The organism is Flavobacterium sp. ZB4P23 (assembly GCF_003970375.1).
Classification (GTDB): domain Bacteria; phylum Bacteroidota; class Bacteroidia; order Flavobacteriales; family Flavobacteriaceae; genus Flavobacterium.
The window spans coordinates 328,638-348,647 of the sequence record NZ_RYDK01000002.1; the positions used below are offsets into that span (position 1 = coordinate 328,638).

Consider the following 20,010-nt stretch of genomic DNA (forward strand, 5'->3'; position numbering starts at 1 on the left):
AATTATAAATTAATTGATACTCCAAAAAGGAATGTTTGAACAGTAGGATAAGAATACAATGCAAATTGTCCAGGAACTAATAACCCTGTTTGACTCTCAGCACTACCTATTCCTACCTCTGGATCACCATTGAACTTAGTCCATGTAAATAAGTTTTGCATTTGAGTATATATTCTAATATCGTCTACCGGTAAGTTAGAGAATGCTTTCTTCGTAAATTTATATCCAATATTAAGATTTCTAAATCTAATGTAGCTTGCATCTTCTAAGAAACGATCTGACTCAAGGTTAGAGTTGATGCCTGATAATTGTCTTGGTGCAGGCAAAGAGGCAGTAGTGTTAGTTGTAGTCCAATAGTCAAAGGCAGCGACAGCTTGGTTTCTATTTGGCGCATTACCATCTGCAGTCATATTTTGCCACATGTAATTGTAAGTATAATTGCCTTGTTTGAATACAAAATCAGTAGAGATATCAAATCCTTTGTAAGCAAATTGCATACCAAAACCACCTTCGTACTTAGCATATGGAGTTTTTCCAGTAAAAACTCTATCTCCAGCATTGTAAACATCTGTAGTTGTCCCATCTAACTTAGTATACATTGCACGACCGTTAGTAGGATTAACTCCTGCATAAGGCACAAGGAAGAAATCATCAGGTGAACGACCTACTTTATTCCATGTCAATCCTCTTGAAAGCTGATTATTTGGATCTCCAGGACGGTTTAACTCATTAATTTCTCTATCAAAAGCAGCGGCATTGACATAAAAAGACAAAGTAGTATTTTCATTTTTTATTGCAAAAGCTTTTAACTCAATTTCAGCTCCTTTAGAAGTCCAGTCACCTGCATTAATAAGCGCAGAAAACGAAGTACCAACAGTAGTATTATCACTATAAATAAAATCATTTCTTTTATCTTGAAATATCGAACTTGATAAAGTCAACCAATTGTTCAATACTGCAGCCTCGATACCAACTTCGTATTTCTCCGCTTTTTCAAACTTCAAATTATTGTTACCAACTGTGCTTCCTGTCAAGATTGTTCCAATACCTCCTCCATATTGTGAAGTGCTAAAAAGACTTTGAGCAGTATAACTACCAATACCATTAGTTGAATTTAATTCTCCGTATGATGCTCTCAACTTTAAATTATTCAACCATTTTACATCACTCATAAAAGATTCTCTGGTAACATTCCATCCTAAAGAGATTCCCTTAGCGAATGCGTATTTATTGTTTGTTCCTAGAACGGATGAACCATCACGTCTTCCATATAATGACACTAAATACTTGCCATCAAAATCGTAATCGATGTTACCAAAAATAGAAACAGTAGCATTTTCATTTCTTCCAGTAAAAGGAACTCCAACAACTGCTGTTCCTGCAGTTGGCAAATCACCATTTACGTACCCTTTTCTAGTTAAAGAATATGATCTAAAGTTCGATTTAAAATATTCATATAATACAGTTGACTCAAAATTGTGCTTGCCATTGATACTATATTTGTAATTCAAACTGTTCGTTAATTGATACTCTAATCCATCCGATCCATTATCTGTTTTTATACCTCTAGCAGAAGGATCTCCAACAATTAAATCCAAAAATGAAGATGGCTTTACGAAAGACTCCCTTTGATATCTTTCGTAGTTTATATTCATTTGGGTTTTGAAGGTCAAATCTTTAACTATCCCTAACTCAACATATGGACGTCCATATAATCTAAAGAAACGACGTTGTTCAGTATTATTAACAATCGCCTCTTGAATAGGGAAACCTGCAAGCAAACTTGTATTAAAAACTGGTTTACCAAGTACATCATTAACTACGTTACCATTAGCATCTCTTGCAAAAAATGGCTCATAAGGATTGTAATCGTACATTGCTCTAATTGGACTTTGGGCATTGTTACGATCTCTTGAATCATTAAATTTCTCGTATGACCCCCCTATATTGAAGCCAAACTTAACTCTTTCATTCGGTTTGTATTCACTGTTATACCTTCCAGTAATTCTATTGAACCCTTTAAGCTTGTCGATAATTCCACTATCTTCAGTATAACCAATAGACATAAAGTTAGTAAATTGATCATTACCCCCTGAGTACGAAAAATTATTATTTTGAACGAATCCCTTTTTCAGTAAGTCATCTTGCCAGTTGTGATCGTAAGAACGCAACAAAGCCAACTGAGCCGCTGTTTTACCAACAGTTGAACCAGCACCAATCAAGGCTTCATAACGAATTTTCTGATCAGCATTCATCATATCAAACGGGTCATCAATTTTTTGAGTAAATCCAAGCGAATTATTAAACTGGAACTTACCTTTTGCATTTTTACCTTTTTTCGTGGTAATAACTACAACTCCATTTCCACCACGTACTCCATAAATTGCAGCAGACGCTCCATCTTTAAGTACAGAAACAGACTCGATATCATTTGAACTTAAAGCAGATGCTTCACTTCCGCTCACGAATGCACCATCCACTACATAAATAGCTTCAGCTGTACCTCCTGTAATACTTACAGCTCCACGAACTGTAACATAAGCAGCCGCTCCCGGTTTACCGTTTTGAGCAGTAACTTGTACCCCTGCTGCCTGTCCTTGTAATGCATTCTGAATAGTTAAAGCAGGAGATTGCTTTGCAATTTCATCTGCAGAAATTGTAGACACTGAGGAAGACAACTTTCTTGAATCTTTTGAAAAGTATCCCAAATTAGTTTGAACAACAACCTCATTCAAACTTACTCCATCTTGTAGGGAAACATTCACTGTATTTGAAGGCCCAACCGTTTTGGAAGCATCTGTCATTCCCACAAAAGAAAACAGCAATACATCTCCTGTTTTCGCTTTGATGGAGTACTTTCCATCCAAATTAGTTTGAACTCCTACTTTGGAACCCCTCACCAAAACATTTACACCTGGCAAAGGTCCTGTGGCATCAGACACTACACCTGTAACAGTTTTCTCTTGTGCGAACACAAATTGCATTGACAAAGCCAACAGCAACGAAAAAATCCATTTGAATTTTGATCTCATATTAAATTTGTTTTTTGAATTAGTTATTTTACAAATTTCTTAATAATTTCTTAAAGAAACAAGCTTTTATAAAATTTAACATATTATATTTTTGACACCATTCCTTTTCAAAAAATAAACATACCAATGAAATTTAGTTATTATGACACTACAAACTGCGGATAATCACTTCAAAAATTATATTTTTGTCAAAATTAATTTAATGTTAAGTCCTTTTTTTTAACGCCATATTTAGAAACTGGAGCGGATTTAATTATCAACAATTATTAGGTCCAAAAACTGAAACTATTCTTTAAATATGAGACTATTTGAATCTTGTATGCCTGAAACAGTTCAAAAGACACAAAAATCAAGGATTTTTTATCAAGACACTCGACATAATAAACTTGACAACCTATTAGAAAAACCAAACAGAAAAGTTGATTTAAAAACTTATTGAAAAGACAAATTGGTCAAACTTTAATATCAGTAACAGATTTTTCATTTTGAGTGAACAAACCAAAACGAGCTTCATCTTGAAAACATAAGTTAACTTAGTTAAAATCACCTACCGTATTTAGTACTATTTCTATATTATATTTTCGTTTGGTATAACTCAATGAATTTTCTTATCAAATAAGCCATGAATTTTTACCTTTATAACGCTGAAATACTAAAAATCATTAAATAAAAAAACCTTCCACAATCAAAATGACTGGGGAAGGCTCTCTCTTGTTAAAATATGAATCTACATTACCAGCCTGGATTTTGCTGAGCAGCTAAAATTTTATTAGTTGTTGTTACTAATAATGGTATTGGCCATAAGAATCTAAAATCACTTCCTGGGATAGCAGCATTTGTTCTTGGACCTGTGTACGATGTTCCCAAAGTAAATGAACCAGCAGGAGGATTACCATTAGCTAATTTAGAAGGAATTCCATCAATTGGAAACAAATCATCCCCTTGTAATCTGTGAATATCTGACCATCTTCTTCCTTCACAAATAAATTCTATTCTGCGTTCTTTTAATATTGCACCAACTAAATCTTTTGCTGTTGCAAAACTTGCTGTAGTATAAGTTTGAGTAGATGGAACAGCTAATGATCTATTTCTTACTCTATTCAACTGTGTCAAAGCTGATGTTAAATCCGGCGAAGTTTTTCTAGCATTAGCTTCTGCCATATTCAAAAGTACTTCTGCGAAACGAATTACTGGAGCGGGATCAGTTGAATTTGTAATATCAGTATATTTGTTTGTTAAAACATTACCCGCATTGATCGTTGTCATCACACCATTCTCTCTTCTTTTATCATCATTTAACCACATCGCGTCTCTCCAAATGATTGGACTAATACAAATTAAAGCTCTATTTTTATACATTGACGCAAGTGAACCGTTGACACCAGGGTTTTGACCAGCTGTGGCACCATGTTGAATTGAAAAAATAGTTTCAACATTCGTACCTAACGTAAAAGCACCGGCTGGAGTTGGAGCTAAAGAAAGAGCAGATAATTTCGACCCTTCAACTACAACATTATCCCAATCTCTTTTTTGCAGATACACTCTAGTTTTAAAAGCGATAGCAGCTTCTTTTGTTGCTCTAAATTTATTAGTACCAATGAGGTTGCTCTCAGCAAAATTCAAATCAGCTAAAACTTTAGCATAGCACTCCGCTACTGAATTTCTTCCTTGCGCTTTTTCGCTCTCTACTTCCGCGTCAGTATCAACACCTACCTCTCTGTATGGTAGACCAGGGTGACTAGCACCGACAGTAAAATTGTAAGGCCTTGCGAAATAATTCAACATTTCAAAATGTGTTATTGCTCTTAAAAATCTTGCCTCCGCTATGTAACTATTTCCAAGCTGAGCTGTAATAACATTTTTACTTACAGCATCAGTTACACCTTCAATAATTAGATTACATCTGTTAATTAATCGGTAACCATCAACAAAATAATAGGTGTTGTTTGCCGTACCAGCATCGTATGTACCTGTATATGTTAACTGATAAAATCCGGCTAAATTAATTACATCTTCTCCTCTATTATCTCCTTGCTGAACAAAAGCTGCACCCCAGATATAACCTCGACCACTATTCGGATTGTTTGCTGTATTATTAAAAATACCAACCGAAGCCGCGTTATACATACCGTTCATTGAAGCCGTTATCAAAGTAGGTGTTGTGAATGCAACATCAGACGCTACCGCATTTATAGGAGTTAGTTCCAATATTTTCTCATCTGAACAAGAAAACAATCCCATTACTAGCATTACACTAGTTACTATTTTTATGTATTTTTTCATTTTTTTATAAATTTACGTTAATACCAATTGAAAAAATTCTTGCTCTTGGTGTACCGTTTAAATCAACTCCAGAAGTTTCTAATTCTGGATCTAATCCTTTGTATTTCGTTATTAAAAATAAATTTTGTACCTGAGCTGACAATCTCACTCCTTCAACGCTTATTTTTTCGGTTAAAATTTTTGGAAACGAATACCCTAAACTTATGTTATCTAAACTAATAAAGTCTGCATCTTCTACAAAACGAGTTGTTAGATTACTTGCTTGGTTAATAAATGGATTTTGGTTAGCAACTAATCTAGGCGTAACTCCGTCACCAGGATTTGTTGGACTTTGCCATCTACCAAGGATTTCTGTGCTATTGTTGCTTAAACCTAAATTAAGTAAATCTCTTCTAGTACCATTAAAAACTTTGTTTCCACCACTGAAACGAATCAAGAAGCTAAAATCAAAATCCTTATAGCTCATTCTAGAATTAAATCCACCAAAATAAGTAGGAAGTGAATTTCCCTGAATCTTTTTATCGGCTTGTGTTAAAGACGATGCAACGGATACATTTGTGGGATCGGCTGGATTAAATACTTTGTAATTAGCTGTTGCGATATTTCCTTGAACCAAGCTACCATCAGCTTTATAATAGACCGGATTACCGTTTGCAGCGTTTACACCCCAATATGTAAATCCATAAAGTGAGTTTAATGATTCACCTTCCCGAATAATGATATTTGGCTGAATATTTATATCTCCTGAGCTTCCACCAATGATATCTGCACCATTATTTGGCAAATTGTAAACTTTATTTTTCTGTAAGGTTAAATTTGCATTGACATTCCACTTGAAATCTTTAGTGTTTATAACACTATAATCTACTCCAAATTCATACCCTTTGTTTAATACATTTGCAGCATTTCTATCTATTGCATTTCCTGGAACGCCTAATGAAGGATCTATCGGAAACTGAAGTACTACATCTTCAGAGGTATTCTTGAAATAATCAAAGTTTAAAGTCAAACGATTATTAAATAAAGACAAATCTACTCCATAATCAATTTTAGTACTTGTTTCCCATTTTAAATTTCTGTTTGCAAAAGTTGTAAATGCGATACCATTGTTTGGTCCATAAAATGAAGGAGAATATGTACTCAAATAAGGATAATTACTTCTTCCCACATTTGTGTTACCCGTTAAAGAGTAAGACCCTCTGATTTTGAATTGAGAAATGACACTTTTAAAATTTTCCATAAAACTTTCATTCGCAATATTCCAACCTCCAGAAACACCAGGAAAACTTTGGTAGCGAATGTCTGAATTAAATTTCGATAGTCCATCACGTCTTATAGTACCTTGAACAAAATATTTTTCTTTATAATTATAACTTGCTCTTCCAATATAAGAAATAATACCTTCTTCGCTGACACCACCCCCTGATTCTTGAGTACCAAAAGCCCCTGTTACCACATTTTCATTAAAAAATGGATCAGTTATATTGGTACCTGTACCAAAAAAACCTTCATTTCTCTCTTTTTGAGCTTCATAAACTGCTGTCAAAGATAAATTGTGATCATCACTAAATGTTTTATTGTAGGACAAAACATTTTGAACATTCCAACGAGTTAAAGTATTATTATTATTACTTAATCGTCCATTAGTTCCACGTCCATCACCATGTAATGGATTCCAATATAAAAATCCGTTTGTTGAAGCGTTATCAACTCCAATTTGGAAACGATAATTTAAACCTTTAAGGATATCAGCGGATAAAAAAGCACTGGATATAATCCTAGTTACCTTAGATTCAAACTTGTTGTTTGCTAATACAAAGCTAATATTGGATAAATTATCCGTGGCTTGTGTAAGATTTGTACCTTGACCAATATTTCCGGATGCATTAAGGTTAAAACCTGTTGGGTTTGTTGCATCAAAAGGAGAAGTATTAGGCAACTGTCTTATTGCACTAAAGATATTTCCTGAAATAGAGTTCCTTCCTGTATTCAATCCGTAAGTATTAGTTTTGGTAACCCCAATGTTAGCTCCGGCTGTTAACCATGACGTCACTTCATGTTCTAGATTTGACCTAAGAGAATAACGATCTAAACTGTTTGACTTCGCAATACCATCTTGAGTAGAGTAACCTAAAGACATGAAATATCTAGTCTTGTCAGAACCTCCACTAAAAGATAGAGAATGATCTGTTTGAACAGCACCTTTATTCAAAACCTGACTTTGCCAATCAGTATCAAAATTACTTCCAGCTGCCCAAGCCGCTTGACCAGCATTTAATCTTTTTTCGTTATTAATAACTAGAAAATCAGCAGTTTTAAGTAAATCAAATCTTTTTGTTGCTGAAGCAAATCCAGTAACATTACTATAAGAAACTTTCATTGTTCCTTTTTTACCTCTTTTAGTAGTAATTAAAATCACACCGTTTGCAGCTCTAGAACCATATATTGCAGTCGCAGCACCATCTTTCAAGACTTCGAAAGACTCTATATCGTTAGGATTAATATCGGCCAAACCATTGGTATCAGCAGAACCTCCAATATCTCCAGAGTAAATTGGTAAACCATCCACTACATACAAAGGTTGAGTACCACTATTAATGGTAGCCACACCTCTAATTCTAACCCTCGGCGCTACACCCAAAATCCCGTTTTGTGTAGTAACTTGCACACCTGCAGCTCTTCCTGCTAATTGACTTTCAAAACTAGGTGTAATTAGACCTTTTATAGCTTCTCCACTAATGGAGGAAATCGAACTAGTAAGGTCTTTCTTTTTCTGAACACCATAACCTACAACAATAACCTCTTCTAGGGTATTATCTGCTTGTAACATTTTAATGTTAACTGTGGATGAAGCTCCAATATTTGCTGTCATATCTTTCATACCAACAAATGAAAATACTAAAACTTCCCCATTACTTCCTTTAATGGAATATTTACCATCAAAATCTGTTTGTGTGCTTCTATTTGTTCCTTTAATAATAACATTCACTCCAGGAATAGGTCCTGTAGCATCAGACACTACTCCTGTAACGGTCTTTTCTTGTGCGAACACAAATTGCATTGACAAAGCCAACAGCAACGTAAAAATCCATTTAAATTTTGATCTCATATTAATTTGTTTTGAATTAGTTATTTCACAAAAATCTTAATAATTCTTTAAATAAACAAGCTTTTATAAAATTTAACACTTTGTGTTTTTGACACCATTCCTCTTCAAAAAATAAACATACCAATGAAATTTAGTTATTATGACACTACAAACTGCGGATAATCACTTCAAAAATCTTATTTTTGTCAAAATCAATTTAATGTTAAGTCCTTTTTTTTTAACGCCATATTTAGAAACCGGAACTGATGAGGCCGGTCGGGGTTGTCTGGCGGGCCCCGTGACTGCAGCAGCCGTAATACTACCTGCGCATTTCCAAAATGAGTTATTAAATGACAGCAAACAATTGTCTGAGAAAATAAGAGAAAAATTAAAACCTATTATAGAACAAGAATGTGTTTCATTTGCCGTAACCCATCTGGAACCGTTGATTATTGACCAAATAAATATTTTGAACGCCTCCATAAAAGCAATGCAGGAAAGTATTTTAAAACTAAATCCAAGACCTGAATCCATTATTGTAGACGGAAATACTCTATTGATTCCTAAGGGTGGGATTAAAAATCGCGGAGGAAAGATTTTTACCGATGCTGAAATTGAAATCCTACATTCGATTCCGAATACCAGTATCATAAAAGGAGATTCAAAATTTATGAGTATTGCCGCCGCTTCCGTATTAGCAAAAACGTATCGGGATGAATATATGAATCGGATTCATGAGGAATTCCCAATGTACAATTGGAAACAAAATAAAGGATATCCTACCAAAGAACACCGGGAAGCCATTCGGAAATATGGGGTTACAAAACACCACCGAATGACATTTCGTTTGTTGCCGGAACAGTATTGTTTTGATTTTTGAATTTAGATTGCTTCGCCAGTTCGCCTTACAGGCTCGTGTAACGATTTTTGAGTGCAGGTTTCTCAAAAGTGGCATCAAAAAGAATGGCAAAATGTTTCAGGATTTTTTCTTTGACTTCTTGTTCATTCACTTTGGATACGCCTAGTTCTACGTTCAAAGAAGTTACGGCTTTACCGCGAATCCCACAGGGAATAATATTGTCAAAATAACCCAAATCAGCATTTACGTTTAAAGCAAATCCGTGCATAGTGACCCAACGGGAAGCGCGAACGCCCATTGCACAAATTTTTCTGGCAAATGGTGTTCCTGCGCCTAACCAAACGCCGGTTTCGCCTTCGCTTCTGCCACAAACAATTCCATATTCTTCAAGGGTAAGAATAATAGCTTCCTCCAGAAACCGTAGGTATTTATGAATATCCGTAAAGAAATTTTCTAAGTCTATAATAGGATACCCTACGATTTGTCCAGGTCCGTGATAGGTAATATCGCCACCACGATTGATTTTATAAAAAGTAGCTCCTTTAGCTTCCAATTGTTTTTCAGACAAAAGTAAATTACTTAAATCACCACTTTTGCCTAATGTATATACATGCGGATGTGCTACAAAAAGGAAATAATTGGGTGTTTGTAAACTCGTTTCTTCTCTCCTATTTTTAATTTTTAAGTCAACTATTTCTTTGAACAATTCTTCTTGGTATTCCCAAGTTTCTTTGTAACCTTTAGTTCCTAAATCTTGAAGTTGGATGTTTTTATTCATGTGTCATTGCGAGGAACGAAGCAATCCTATTTCGTTCACTTATTTTTGAATGACAAAGGTACAACGTTTTGAGTTTACTGTTTTTTCCTATAAGGTTTTTTTTCAAACCTTGCAGGTATGATATAAAATTATGAATCAAAAATAATTAGTCTCGGACTTGAACTAATTTCGATGTTTTATCATTGCGCCAAAAAAGTCACCTACAAGATTTGAAAAAACCATTGAAGGATTAACTCATATTTCTGTCAAGTTGAGCGCAGTCGAGACTAACCAAATGAGTCTCGACTGCGCTCGACTTGACCATAAGGCGATTATTTAAGTTCAATATTATTATTCCAAAACAACTTCAAGATTTATACTCTCCGGGTTTTTAAACAATCTGTGATTAGAAATTGCATTTCCATTGCTTTTTTGTCATCGCTTATTTTTGAATTTATATTTGAAACCGATTTTATTTTTCGAGGAAAATGATATTTCAGAACATAAGACTGCGTAATTTTGAATTTAGAAACTTGCGTTTGGATCCTTTAATCTTATCCTGTTGTCTTATTAGTTCAACTGCATTTGTTATTTTTACTATTCTCCTGAAAAACACTTGCATCAAAAGCATAGTTCACACTATAATAATGTTCTTCGGCAACCAGTGCGTAATTATTTTCTATATCATCTGCCTATTCTTCGGTTTTGTATAAATCAGCAACTTCGGCTATTGTATTGAATTTTTGACAGATTGTTGTGCAAAATTCTTTCTCGAAGGAACTTTTCTTACTATGGACTTTTACCGTAGTAATTTTTTTAAAAATGGCTTTTTAGGATGCTGGTAATTTGGAAAACGTCTCGGAATTTTTGGTTATCAGATCTTTAAAAACATAAGTTGTATCAAGAAAAACGTCTTCTTTGGAGTGATTTTCAGCAATAAATTGCATCCAACGATGTTCATCGCGGAGTAATTCTGTTTCAATTTCTCCGGTTCCGTCTTGGTTTAGACAAATGGTTTCTGTTACTTGGCAACTGATCAAAAATAATACTAAAAGCAGTAAAGCGTATTTTTTTCATTGAGGTATTTACGAAATGATTTGATTTCAAATATACATGATTTGTACTATTTTTCATGTTGATTTAAAAAAATAAAAGTCGTAGCATAGCCCCGATAGCAGTGGCATCCTTTTTTTCTTGTTTTTTTTTGAACAAGAAAAAAAGATAGAACGAATAGCGGGACGGATCGTCTTGAAGAAACAAAATATTCTGCTCCAAAAAACGGTACATTTTAAACTTTAAATTTTAAAACTTATATAGTATCTTTGCGCTCTTAAAATCAGCATAAAATGGCATTATCCGAACAAGAAATATTACGTAGAGAAGCACTTACAGAATTACGCAATTTAGGTATTGAGCCTTATCCTGCAGCCGAATTTATTACAACCGCATATTCTAGCGAAATCCTAGCTGATTTTGCAAAATACGAAGGTAAGGAAGTGGTTTTAGCAGGTCGTTTGATGGGGAAGCGTATCATGGGAAAGGCGTCATTTGCCGAATTGAAAGATGCTGAAGGGCGTATTCAAATCTATGTTTCGAGAGATGATATTTCGACAGATGAGGAGAAAACCATGTATAATGTCGTTTTCAAAAAACTGTTGGATATTGGCGATTTTATTGGGATTCGCGGAACGGTTTTCAAAACGCAAGTGGGAGAAATCTCGGTTCATGTTTATGGATTGACGGTTTTGGCCAAAGCCTTGAAACCACTTCCGGTAGTAAAAACGGATGCTGATGGAAAAACACACGATGCTTTTGCTGATCCGGAACAAAGATATCGTCGTCGGTACGTGGATTTGACCGTGAATGATCATGTAAAAGAAACGTTTATCAAAAGAACAAAATTGTTCAATGCAATGCGTTCTTTTTTTAATGACAAAGGATATCTTGAAGTAGAAACGCCTGTTTTGCAACCAATTCCCGGTGGTGCTGCAGCGCGTCCTTTTATCACGCATCACAACTCGCTTGATATGCCTTTGTACATGCGTATTGCGAACGAATTATACTTAAAAAGATTGATTGTTGGTGGTTTTGAAGGGGTTTATGAGTTTTCGAAAAATTTTCGTAACGAAGGAATGGACCGTACCCACAACCCAGAATTTACTGCCATGGAAATATATGTAGCCTACAAAGACTACAACTGGATGATGAAATTTGCCGAAGACCTTTTAGAACATTGCGCGATTGCCGTAAATGGAAGCTCAGAAGTTACTTTTGGAGAACATACCATCAATTTTAAAGCGCCTTACGCCAGAGTGACAATGACGGACTCTATCAAACATTTTACTGGATTTGATATTTCAGGAAAAAGTGAAACAGCGTTATTTGATGCTGCCAGAGGAATGGGAATTGATGTAGATGCAACCATGGGGAAAGGGAAACTGATTGATGAGATTTTTGGCGCGAAATGCGAAGGAAATTACATTCAGCCTACTTACATCACGGATTACCCAAAGGAAATGTCTCCGCTTTGCAAGCAACACCGTGACAATCCAGAATTGACAGAACGTTTTGAATTGATGGTTTGCGGAAAAGAAGTGGCAAACGCCTATTCTGAATTGAATGACCCAATTGATCAAAGAGCCCGTTTTGAAGACCAAATGAGATTGGCTGAAAAAGGAGATGATGAAGCCACAGGAATAATTGACGAAGATTTCTTGAGAGCATTAGAATACGGAATGCCTCCAACATCCGGAATGGGAATTGGAATGGATCGATTGATTATGTATTTGACAAATAATGCTTCTATCCAGGAAGTGTTGTTGTTCCCGCAAATGCGCCCAGAAAAAACTCAAGTTAAAATTGAATTGGAAGACGATGAAAAATTGATTATTGACCTTTTGAAAGTCAATGAAAACCAAATGGATTTTGGTTTACTAAAAATCAAATCGGAACTGAGCGGTAAAAAATGGGATAAAGCCATGAAAAATTTATCTTCTTTAGGATTGACCGAAGTTGTGGTAAATGGCGACAGCAAAGCGTGTCGATTGAAAGCCTAAGTGTATTATAGAGCTATATTTATAAAAAAGGAGCTTCAAATTGAAGCTCCTTTTTTATAAAGAATATTATTTTTTATGACTGTCCGTAACTGATACCAAGTTGTTTCTAAAGCAGTAATCATCAATCTAACCCGATATCGCGGATTTCATAGCAGTTACTTTTTTGATTCAGACCCAAATATATACTTTTTTGCCATTGATACAAGTAACGTATAGTCATATAGTTTAAATAGGACTTCAATGGTTACTACCCAAGGAATCCATCCATTTACGACTTGTGGTAAAAGCCAACACAGTGAGTAACTGCATTGACAATTAAAAAAGATGTCTGATTATTTTTTCCAAGCTCTTCCGGCAAAAGCATCATCTAATTCAGGATTTGTGTTGTGATTAGAATAGTTACTAATTGTTTTTACCGCAATTCCGGCAATAATACCTAAAACATGCGTTTCTGTATATCCTGCGGCTAAAAAGGCATCAACTTCTTCTTGTGCAACATTCCCGCGGTTTGCAGTAAGCGAACGCGTTAGTTTTGATAAAGCGGCTAGTTTTAGATCTGGCACTTCTTTTCCATCGCGAATGGCATTGGTTACTTCAGTGGGTACTTTTGACATTTTATCGGCAATAAAACTGTGAGCAGACGTACAATATTCACAATTATTTTCATAAGCTACCGAAAGAAAAACAACTTCTTGTTCTACAGAATTAAAACCTGAATTGGCTCTAAAGCTGTTGTATCCATAAATATAGATATCTAACAACGCTGGATTTTGCCCCATGCCTTTGTACATATTAGGTACAAATCCTAATGTTTTTTGAGTGTTGTCAAAAATTGCTTGAGATATTGGAGAAACTGGATTATTTTCTAATTTTAAATGTGCCATAATTTTTGTTTTATATTAATTAGTATTTGTTATTCAACATTACAAAGGTGCAACAAATAAGAAGCTTAGACTTTTGTAATTCGTTCAACTATTTGGGTAATTGGTTCAAACGGAAATTCGATGGCGTTTGACTGTATTTTTCGTGAAAAAGTGTCGAAAAATTGGCTAAATCATTGAAACCACAATCGAAAGCAATGTTTGTAATGCGTTCATCAGATATTAATAAAAGTTCAGCTGCTTTTTCTAATTTTTTATTTCTAATATAATTGGCTGGACTATCGTCATAATTTTTTTTGAATTCTCTCTTGAATGATGAAAGACTTAGGTTGGTCATTTGAGCCAACTCTTCCGAACTTATAGGATTGTATAAACTATTTTCTATAATTTGCTTAAAAGTATAACTAGTAGGAGAAAAAAGTTGAGATAAAATTTGTTGAATAACAGGCGCATTTTTGGTTTGACATAAAAGCAGAATTATTTCTTTTAATTTAATGACTAACAAATCTTCGTTAATAAGTGTGGGATTGTCAAAATAAAAAAGCAAGCCTTCTATGTATTTTTGGATTAGAAAATCGTTATTGATTTGGGTTATATCAATAGTTTGATCGACTAATTTTGGTTGCTGAAAAATCTTAGGCAGATCGGTCTCATAAATTTTCTTGAGTATTTCAGGATGAAAATGGACAAATACGATCTGACTTTTTTTAGAAAGAGTATTGCCTTTCATTTGACTGAAGTAAGTACCACATTTGAGCAAAACCGCTTCGTTTACGGGTACTGATATACTTTGATGCTGCATTTTGTAGTCTACTTGCCCTTCGAGCATGTATAGAAAACAAGCTTCATTAGGCACTGGATTTGGGATTTTGAATGGTGCTTCTATTGTCACTTTTTCAAAAATTATATTTCCGAATAATTGGTATTGTTTTCTTTCTGTAATCATTTGAATAGTGTTAAGAGCAAACCAACATCTCGTTTATTTTTTCCGAGACGAAAAACAAAAACCTAGTTTTAGAGTCAAATGGAATTAATCCCTTTATAAATTCCAGCTTCCACTTTTTTTAGCGATTTCCGTCAATGGCTATTCGTTTTTGTTTGTCGCTTTATAATTAGCTAAAGTACTATAAAATTTAGATTTCAAAACCATATCTAACTCTTTTACTACGATATTTAGCTTTTTTTTGATAGTCTTTACCATCGAGTCTAGAGTTAAATTACTACTGTTTTAGGGGTGCAAAAAAACAAATAATAAACCATAGTGATAGTTTTTTAGAATTTCACAACAAATTAACGATTGAGTTATCGCATTAATTATAAGTAAAGCTATCCCAAATCAGGATTTTAAATATGATTTAAACCTTTACTACCCTAAAATCAAACGATAATTTTTTGTTAAGGATTAAACTTTTTAGGTCTATTGTTATCTTATATACATAAAACTTAAAACAAAACAAATGAAAAAATTATTTATCGTTGCATTATTAGTTGTCGGAATGACAAGCTTTGCACAAGAAAAAGAAGCAAGACCGGAAAGAGCTCAAATGGAGCAATTAACTCCTGATCAAAGAAATCAACTGCAGTTAAAAAAGATGACTCTGGAATTAGATTTGAATGCTTCACAACAAAAAGAAATGAGTACAATCATCGCGGAACAAAGTATTAAAAGAGAAGCTAAAATGGCCGAACGAAAAGCAACTAAAGATTCAGCTAAAAAACAACCGACTTCTGACGAACTTTTTGCTAAGAAAAGCCAAATGTTAGATGAGCAAATTGTGATGAAAAAACGAATAAAAAAAATTCTTTCAGCAGACCAATATAAAAAATGGGATGAAATGAAAGGGAACAAACATCACGGAATGAAAAAAAGAATGATGCATCATAAAAACAAAAAACCAGTAGAAACGGGTAATAAAAAATAATCCTTTCACTTAAACTAAGTAATAACCATGGTATAATGTCGTATTTTAAAATCAGGATAAAATTATATAACAATCTGATTTAAAACTATTTTACTTAAAGTTAATTCTTTTGACTTTACGCCTTTTAAACTTTCGACTTACTTATTTCATCTTACTTCATAAAAAAGCCCCAAAATTTGGGGCTTTTTTGATTTAAAATGTTTTCGAAACTTTAGCTATCGCTTGAATGGTGAAATCTAAATCTGCATACGTTAATGCATCCGTAATAAACCACGTTTCGTAAGCGGATGGCGCAATATAAATTCCTTCCTGCAATAATCCGTGAAAGAATTTCTTGAACGTTTCGTTGTCGCCGTTTGCAGCCGTTTGAAAGTCTACAACCGGAGCCGCATCAAAGTGAACCGAAATCATTGAGCCAATAGTGTTGATTGTAAATGTAACATCATTTGCTTTCAGCACTTTATCAATTCCTGCCGCCAAATACGCTGTTTTCTCTTCTAGTCTTTTAAAAATAGTACGATCACTGTCTAAAGCTTGTAACATGGCTAATCCTGCGGCCATTGCCAATGGATTTCCAGACAATGTTCCTGCCTGATACACAGGACCTAACGGAGCAAGATAATTCATGATTTCTGCTCGGGCGGCAAATGCACCAACAGGCAATCCTCCACCGATTACTTTCCCAAAACAAACGATATCAGCCGTTACATGCAATAATTCCTGAACACCACCAGCGGCGAGTCTGAATCCGGTCATTACCTCATCAAAAATCAAGAGAATTCCGTTGTCGGTACACAATTGGCGTAAGCCTTCCAGAAAGCCTTTATTAGGCGGAATACAACCCATATTCCCCGCAACAGGTTCCACGATTATAGCAGCAATTTCATTTTTATTCGCATCTATTAAAGTGGCTACGTTTTCTAAATCATTGTATCGTGCCAGCAAAGTATCTTTGGCCGTCCCTGCTGTAACACCAGGACTGTTTGGCGAACCAAAAGTAATGGCTCCACTTCCGGCTTGTATCAAAAACGAATCCGAATGTCCGTGGTAACAACCTGCAAATTTGATTATTTTATCTTTTTTTGTAAAACCACGAGCCAGCCGTACAGCGCTCATACAGGCTTCGGTACCAGAGTTTACAAATCTAATTTTATCGATATTTGGAACCATAGCAACGGCTAAAGCAGCAATTTGTGTTTCTAATTCTGTGGGCATCCCAAACGAGGTTCCCAACTTCGCTTTCTCTATCACGGCGTTCACAACCGGTTCGTAAGCGTGTCCTAAAATCATTGGTCCCCATGAATTGATATAATCAATCAAACGGTTGCCGTCTTCATCGTACAAATAAGCACCTTTGGCACTTTTGACAAAAATAGGAGTTCCTCCCACTGCTTTAAACGCTCTTACAGGTGAATTTACGCCACCAGGAATTACTTTTTCTGCTTCAGCAAAAAGCTGACTACTTCTTTTATATAACATGTATGAAATTATGAATTATCGTTATTTTAAAATTATTTTACTACCAGTTTTTGTCCAATAGAAAGGGCATTGTCCGAGAGGTTGTTTTTTTGTTTTAAATCCTCAATCTTTAATTCGAATTTTTTCGAAATAGAATATAGCGTATCGCCTTTTTGAACCACATAGGAATCCAGCCCCTTAGGGATTGTATTTCTGGATTCAACCGTTAATTCTGTTATCATTTGTTTTTCATTGGACACATAATTAATATCCAGAACCTGATTGTCATATTCATGCAAATTGTAGCGTTCAATATACGAAATCAATTTATCCGGATATTTAGGATCTGTGGCATATCCGGCGGCTTTTAAGCCTTTGGCCCAAGCTTTATAATCGCCTTTTGAGAATTCAAATAATCCAGCATAGCGGCTTCTTCCTGTTAAAAATAAAGCGTGATCTTTAAATGATTCTGATGGATTGTCATATTTTCTAAAACATTCCTGTGCAGCATCGTCATCATGCCTGATACTTTCACCTGTCCAGCCTACATGGCATTTTATTCCAAAATGATTGTTCGCATTTAAAGCCAAATTACCCTTCCCGGCACCAGACTCTAAAATGGCCTGCGCTAAAATAATACTTGCAGGAATACCATAATTCCTCATATTGCCCATTGCAATATCTTTGAATATGGAAACGTAGGTTACAATCACATCATTTGTAACTATTGTTTTTGAAGTTGAAACAATCTCTTCCGTTTCACTATTATTCAGTTCTTTACTTGATGATTTTCCTGCGGTGGCACGTACTGTTTTGGTTTTCTTTTCATATCCCTTTTTAGCCGTCGTAGCAATTTTTGATTTTGAAGGCGCTTTTTTGGTAGTAACAATAATTGGTTTAGTGGCATTACAACTCACCAAAGTTATTAGTATAAATAGCAGTAGGATTTTCTTAATCATTGATCTCAATTATTGGTAATTGTTTGTTCCGAAGTTTCATATTCATTCCCTGAATTCCCTGAATTCCGCCCGTATGAATTAGTAAAATTTTTGATTGGGCAGGAAAATAGTTTTTTTGAATTAGATCTATAACACCAAAAACCATCTTTCCCGTGTAAATTGGATCTAAAGGAATCTTATTTTGCTTATAAAATGAATTGATAAACCCGATTAATGCTTCATTAACTTTTCCGTAGCCCCCAAAATGATAGTCTGTAATGAACTCCCAGTTTTCATTTTGTACAAAACTACGAATTTCTTCTTTCAAAAAGTCGCCTTTTAAGGCCGGAAACCCTAAAACTTTTTGATGCGGCAAAGCACTGTTTATGATGCCGGAAATGGTACCGCCAGTTCCTATCGCACAACAAATATAATCAAATTGAGCATCTTCCTGAGTTAGAATTTCCTCACATCCCTTGATAGCAAGATCATTAGTCCCGCCTTCCGGCAGGAGATAAAAACGACCGAATTGTTGTTTTAATTTCTCCAAAAATGAGTCATCACTTTTTAACCGATACGCGTCTCTTGAAATAAATTCCAGTTGCATTCCACAATTTTGAGCGAAAATTAATGTTGGATTCTCTGAGATTTTACTTTCTAATTCCTCACCACGGATAATCCCGATGGTTTTAAATCCTTTTTCTTTTCCCGCATAAGCCACAGCTGCTATATGATTGGAAAAAGCACCTCCAAAAGTAAGCAATGTGGTCTGCTCGTTTTTTTTGGCTTCAAGCAAATTGTATTTCAGTTTTCTAAACTTATTTCCGGAAACAAAAGGATGAATCAAATCTTCTCGTTTGATGGTTACTGAAATAGAGTTCGGAAATGCTGTAATTACCTTTTGATTCAAACGAATATTTTTTGACACAAAGGTAAATTTATATATAAAAAAATACAACCTTTATAGATTGCATTTTGTATTAATTCTTTTCAAGTGGATTTAATTTTTAATTATAATTTTCTGACCACCTCTATTTTGTCTTTTGTAGCTAATTTTACAATGTAAATACCATCGCAAAGACCCGCAGTAGAAAACGCATAGCAGGTATTAACTCCCGAATTTTCTTTCTTAAAAAATCAATTTTCCGGCTACATCATATAAACCACAAGCAACAAGATCCAATAACAAGAGATTACTGATTTTTAGATCTTTTGCAGAATTGTTTTGATAAATTACAAAATTTTTACGCACTGCCTCTTCAACTCCTAAACGGGAATTGTTTTTAAAGGTAATTTCAAACTGGGTATTATTGACACCAGCTGGAAGTGACAACTCATGGAAATCGTTTTTCATCTCTAATCCATGATATCCTTTTGGAATTAAATATTTAGAAACAATCAGAAACATTCGCTATAAAATTATAAATTTGTACTACTAAAATGGTGCTTTTTAATGAAAAAGCGCAATCATTTGAATCCCAATTTAGCAATTGAACGAAATCGAATGACGCCTGCAATCGCACAATACCAAATATGATGGACCAAAGTACTGAAAATAAATTAATAGAAGGGGAAGATTTCTATTACACACCCGAAGGCTATAAATGTTTTACTGAAAAACACCATTTAAAACGGGGTTATTGCTGTAAAAGTGGCTGTCGTCATTGTCCGTATAAAAGCCCGCTAACCCCCAAAGGGGGAAAAAGAAGAGATTATGAATAATAAAAGCTTACATT

14 protein-coding genes are annotated in these 20,010 nt (G+C 34.7%); 4 read left to right on the forward strand and 10 right to left on the reverse strand.

What is annotated here, in order from left to right:
* Positions 1-2 precede the first annotated feature (2 nt).
* The 3 genes from EKL99_RS04685 to EKL99_RS04695 form a co-directional block, all read right to left on the reverse strand.
* Complete coding sequence (locus EKL99_RS04685; RefSeq protein WP_126555184.1) at positions 3-3,032, reverse strand: SusC/RagA family TonB-linked outer membrane protein; 3,030 nt, start codon at positions 3,030-3,032, stop codon at positions 3-5.
* Between the two features lie 732 nt (positions 3,033-3,764).
* Positions 3,765-5,315, reverse strand: coding sequence for a RagB/SusD family nutrient uptake outer membrane protein (locus EKL99_RS04690; RefSeq protein WP_126462039.1), 1,551 nt, complete (start codon positions 5,313-5,315; stop codon positions 3,765-3,767).
* 4 nt (positions 5,316-5,319) lie between these two features.
* Positions 5,320-8,424 carry a TonB-dependent receptor gene (locus tag EKL99_RS04695; RefSeq protein WP_126462036.1) on the reverse strand — a complete coding sequence of 1,035 codons (3,105 nt, stop codon included), beginning with the start codon at positions 8,422-8,424 and terminating at the stop codon, positions 5,320-5,322.
* A 199-nt stretch (positions 8,425-8,623) separates the two neighbouring features.
* On the opposite strand from EKL99_RS04695, the gene EKL99_RS04700 reads away from it, so the two are divergent.
* A complete protein-coding gene (locus EKL99_RS04700; protein WP_126562336.1) occupies positions 8,624-9,283 on the forward strand; it encodes a ribonuclease HII in 660 nt (219 codons plus the stop codon).
* 25 nt (positions 9,284-9,308) lie between these two features.
* Here the strand turns inward: EKL99_RS04700 and lipB are convergent, their stop codons facing one another.
* Positions 9,309-10,040, reverse strand: a complete 732-nt coding sequence (lipB, locus tag EKL99_RS04705) for a lipoyl(octanoyl) transferase LipB (RefSeq protein ID WP_126555190.1) — start codon at positions 10,038-10,040, stop codon at positions 9,309-9,311.
* A gap of 1,325 nt (positions 10,041-11,365) precedes the next feature.
* Here lipB and lysS point away from each other — a divergent pair.
* Entirely contained in the window at positions 11,366-13,075 is a 1,710-nt protein-coding gene (gene lysS / locus EKL99_RS04715; RefSeq protein WP_126555192.1) for a lysine--tRNA ligase, read from the forward strand.
* Between the two features lie 332 nt (positions 13,076-13,407).
* On the opposite strand, the gene EKL99_RS04720 is transcribed toward lysS, so the two are convergent.
* Positions 13,408-13,959, reverse strand: coding sequence for a carboxymuconolactone decarboxylase family protein (locus EKL99_RS04720; RefSeq protein WP_126568854.1), 552 nt, complete (start codon positions 13,957-13,959; stop codon positions 13,408-13,410).
* An 88-nt stretch (positions 13,960-14,047) separates the two neighbouring features.
* Positions 14,048-14,902 (reverse strand): AraC family transcriptional regulator, encoded by an 855-nt coding sequence (locus EKL99_RS04725; protein WP_126568855.1) that lies wholly within the window; start codon positions 14,900-14,902, stop codon positions 14,048-14,050.
* A 511-nt stretch (positions 14,903-15,413) separates the two neighbouring features.
* Between EKL99_RS04725 and EKL99_RS04730 the strand changes: the two genes are divergently transcribed.
* Positions 15,414-15,878 carry a hypothetical protein gene (locus EKL99_RS04730; protein WP_126576486.1) on the forward strand — a complete coding sequence of 155 codons (465 nt, stop codon included), beginning with the start codon at positions 15,414-15,416 and terminating at the stop codon, positions 15,876-15,878.
* A 192-nt stretch (positions 15,879-16,070) separates the two neighbouring features.
* On the opposite strand, the gene hemL is transcribed toward EKL99_RS04730, so the two are convergent.
* The 4 genes from hemL to EKL99_RS04750 form a co-directional block, all read right to left on the reverse strand.
* Positions 16,071-17,357: a glutamate-1-semialdehyde 2,1-aminomutase gene (hemL, locus tag EKL99_RS04735; RefSeq protein WP_126562220.1), complete on the reverse strand. Its 1,287-nt coding sequence runs from the start codon at positions 17,355-17,357 to the stop codon at positions 16,071-16,073.
* A gap of 32 nt (positions 17,358-17,389) precedes the next feature.
* A complete protein-coding gene (locus EKL99_RS04740; protein WP_126462017.1) occupies positions 17,390-18,295 on the reverse strand; it encodes a glucosaminidase domain-containing protein in 906 nt (301 codons plus the stop codon).
* Positions 18,288-19,202, reverse strand: a complete 915-nt coding sequence (locus EKL99_RS04745; RefSeq protein WP_370453903.1) for a 1-aminocyclopropane-1-carboxylate deaminase/D-cysteine desulfhydrase — start codon at positions 19,200-19,202, stop codon at positions 18,288-18,290. Before EKL99_RS04745 ends, EKL99_RS04740 begins: the two co-directional genes overlap by 8 nt.
* A 201-nt stretch (positions 19,203-19,403) precedes the next feature.
* Positions 19,404-19,682, reverse strand: coding sequence for a hypothetical protein (locus tag EKL99_RS04750; RefSeq protein WP_126462014.1), 279 nt, complete (start codon positions 19,680-19,682; stop codon positions 19,404-19,406).
* 125 nt (positions 19,683-19,807) lie between these two features.
* Here EKL99_RS04750 and EKL99_RS14510 point away from each other — a divergent pair, with 125 nt between their 5' ends.
* A complete protein-coding gene (locus tag EKL99_RS14510) occupies positions 19,808-19,996 on the forward strand; it encodes a DUF5522 domain-containing protein (protein WP_126462011.1) in 189 nt (62 codons plus the stop codon).
* Positions 19,997-20,010: the final 14 nt, after the last annotated feature.

Coding starts and splice junctions, on each gene's coding strand:
- hemL (WP_126562220.1), bottom strand. CDS start 17,357: ATGTTATATAAAAGAAGTAGTCAGCTTTTTGCTGAAGCAGAAAAAGTA.
- EKL99_RS04740 (WP_126462017.1), bottom strand. CDS start 18,295: ATGATTAAGAAAATCCTACTGCTATTTATACTAATAACTTTGGTGAGT.
- EKL99_RS04725 (WP_126568855.1), bottom strand. CDS start 14,902: ATGATTACAGAAAGAAAACAATACCAATTATTCGGAAATATAATTTTT.
- lysS (WP_126555192.1), top strand. CDS start 11,366: ATGGCATTATCCGAACAAGAAATATTACGTAGAGAAGCACTTACAGAA.
- EKL99_RS04695 (WP_126462036.1), bottom strand. CDS start 8,424: ATGAGATCAAAATTTAAATGGATTTTTACGTTGCTGTTGGCTTTGTCA.
- EKL99_RS04685 (WP_126555184.1), bottom strand. CDS start 3,032: ATGAGATCAAAATTCAAATGGATTTTTTCGTTGCTGTTGGCTTTGTCA.
- EKL99_RS14510 (WP_126462011.1), top strand. CDS start 19,808: ATGATGGACCAAAGTACTGAAAATAAATTAATAGAAGGGGAAGATTTC.
- EKL99_RS04750 (WP_126462014.1), bottom strand. CDS start 19,682: ATGTTTCTGATTGTTTCTAAATATTTAATTCCAAAAGGATATCATGGA.
- lipB (WP_126555190.1), bottom strand. CDS start 10,040: ATGAATAAAAACATCCAACTTCAAGATTTAGGAACTAAAGGTTACAAA.
- EKL99_RS04700 (WP_126562336.1), top strand. CDS start 8,624: ATGTTAAGTCCTTTTTTTTTAACGCCATATTTAGAAACCGGAACTGAT.
- EKL99_RS04720 (WP_126568854.1), bottom strand. CDS start 13,959: ATGGCACATTTAAAATTAGAAAATAATCCAGTTTCTCCAATATCTCAA.
- EKL99_RS04730 (WP_126576486.1), top strand. CDS start 15,414: ATGAAAAAATTATTTATCGTTGCATTATTAGTTGTCGGAATGACAAGC.
- EKL99_RS04690 (WP_126462039.1), bottom strand. CDS start 5,315: ATGAAAAAATACATAAAAATAGTAACTAGTGTAATGCTAGTAATGGGA.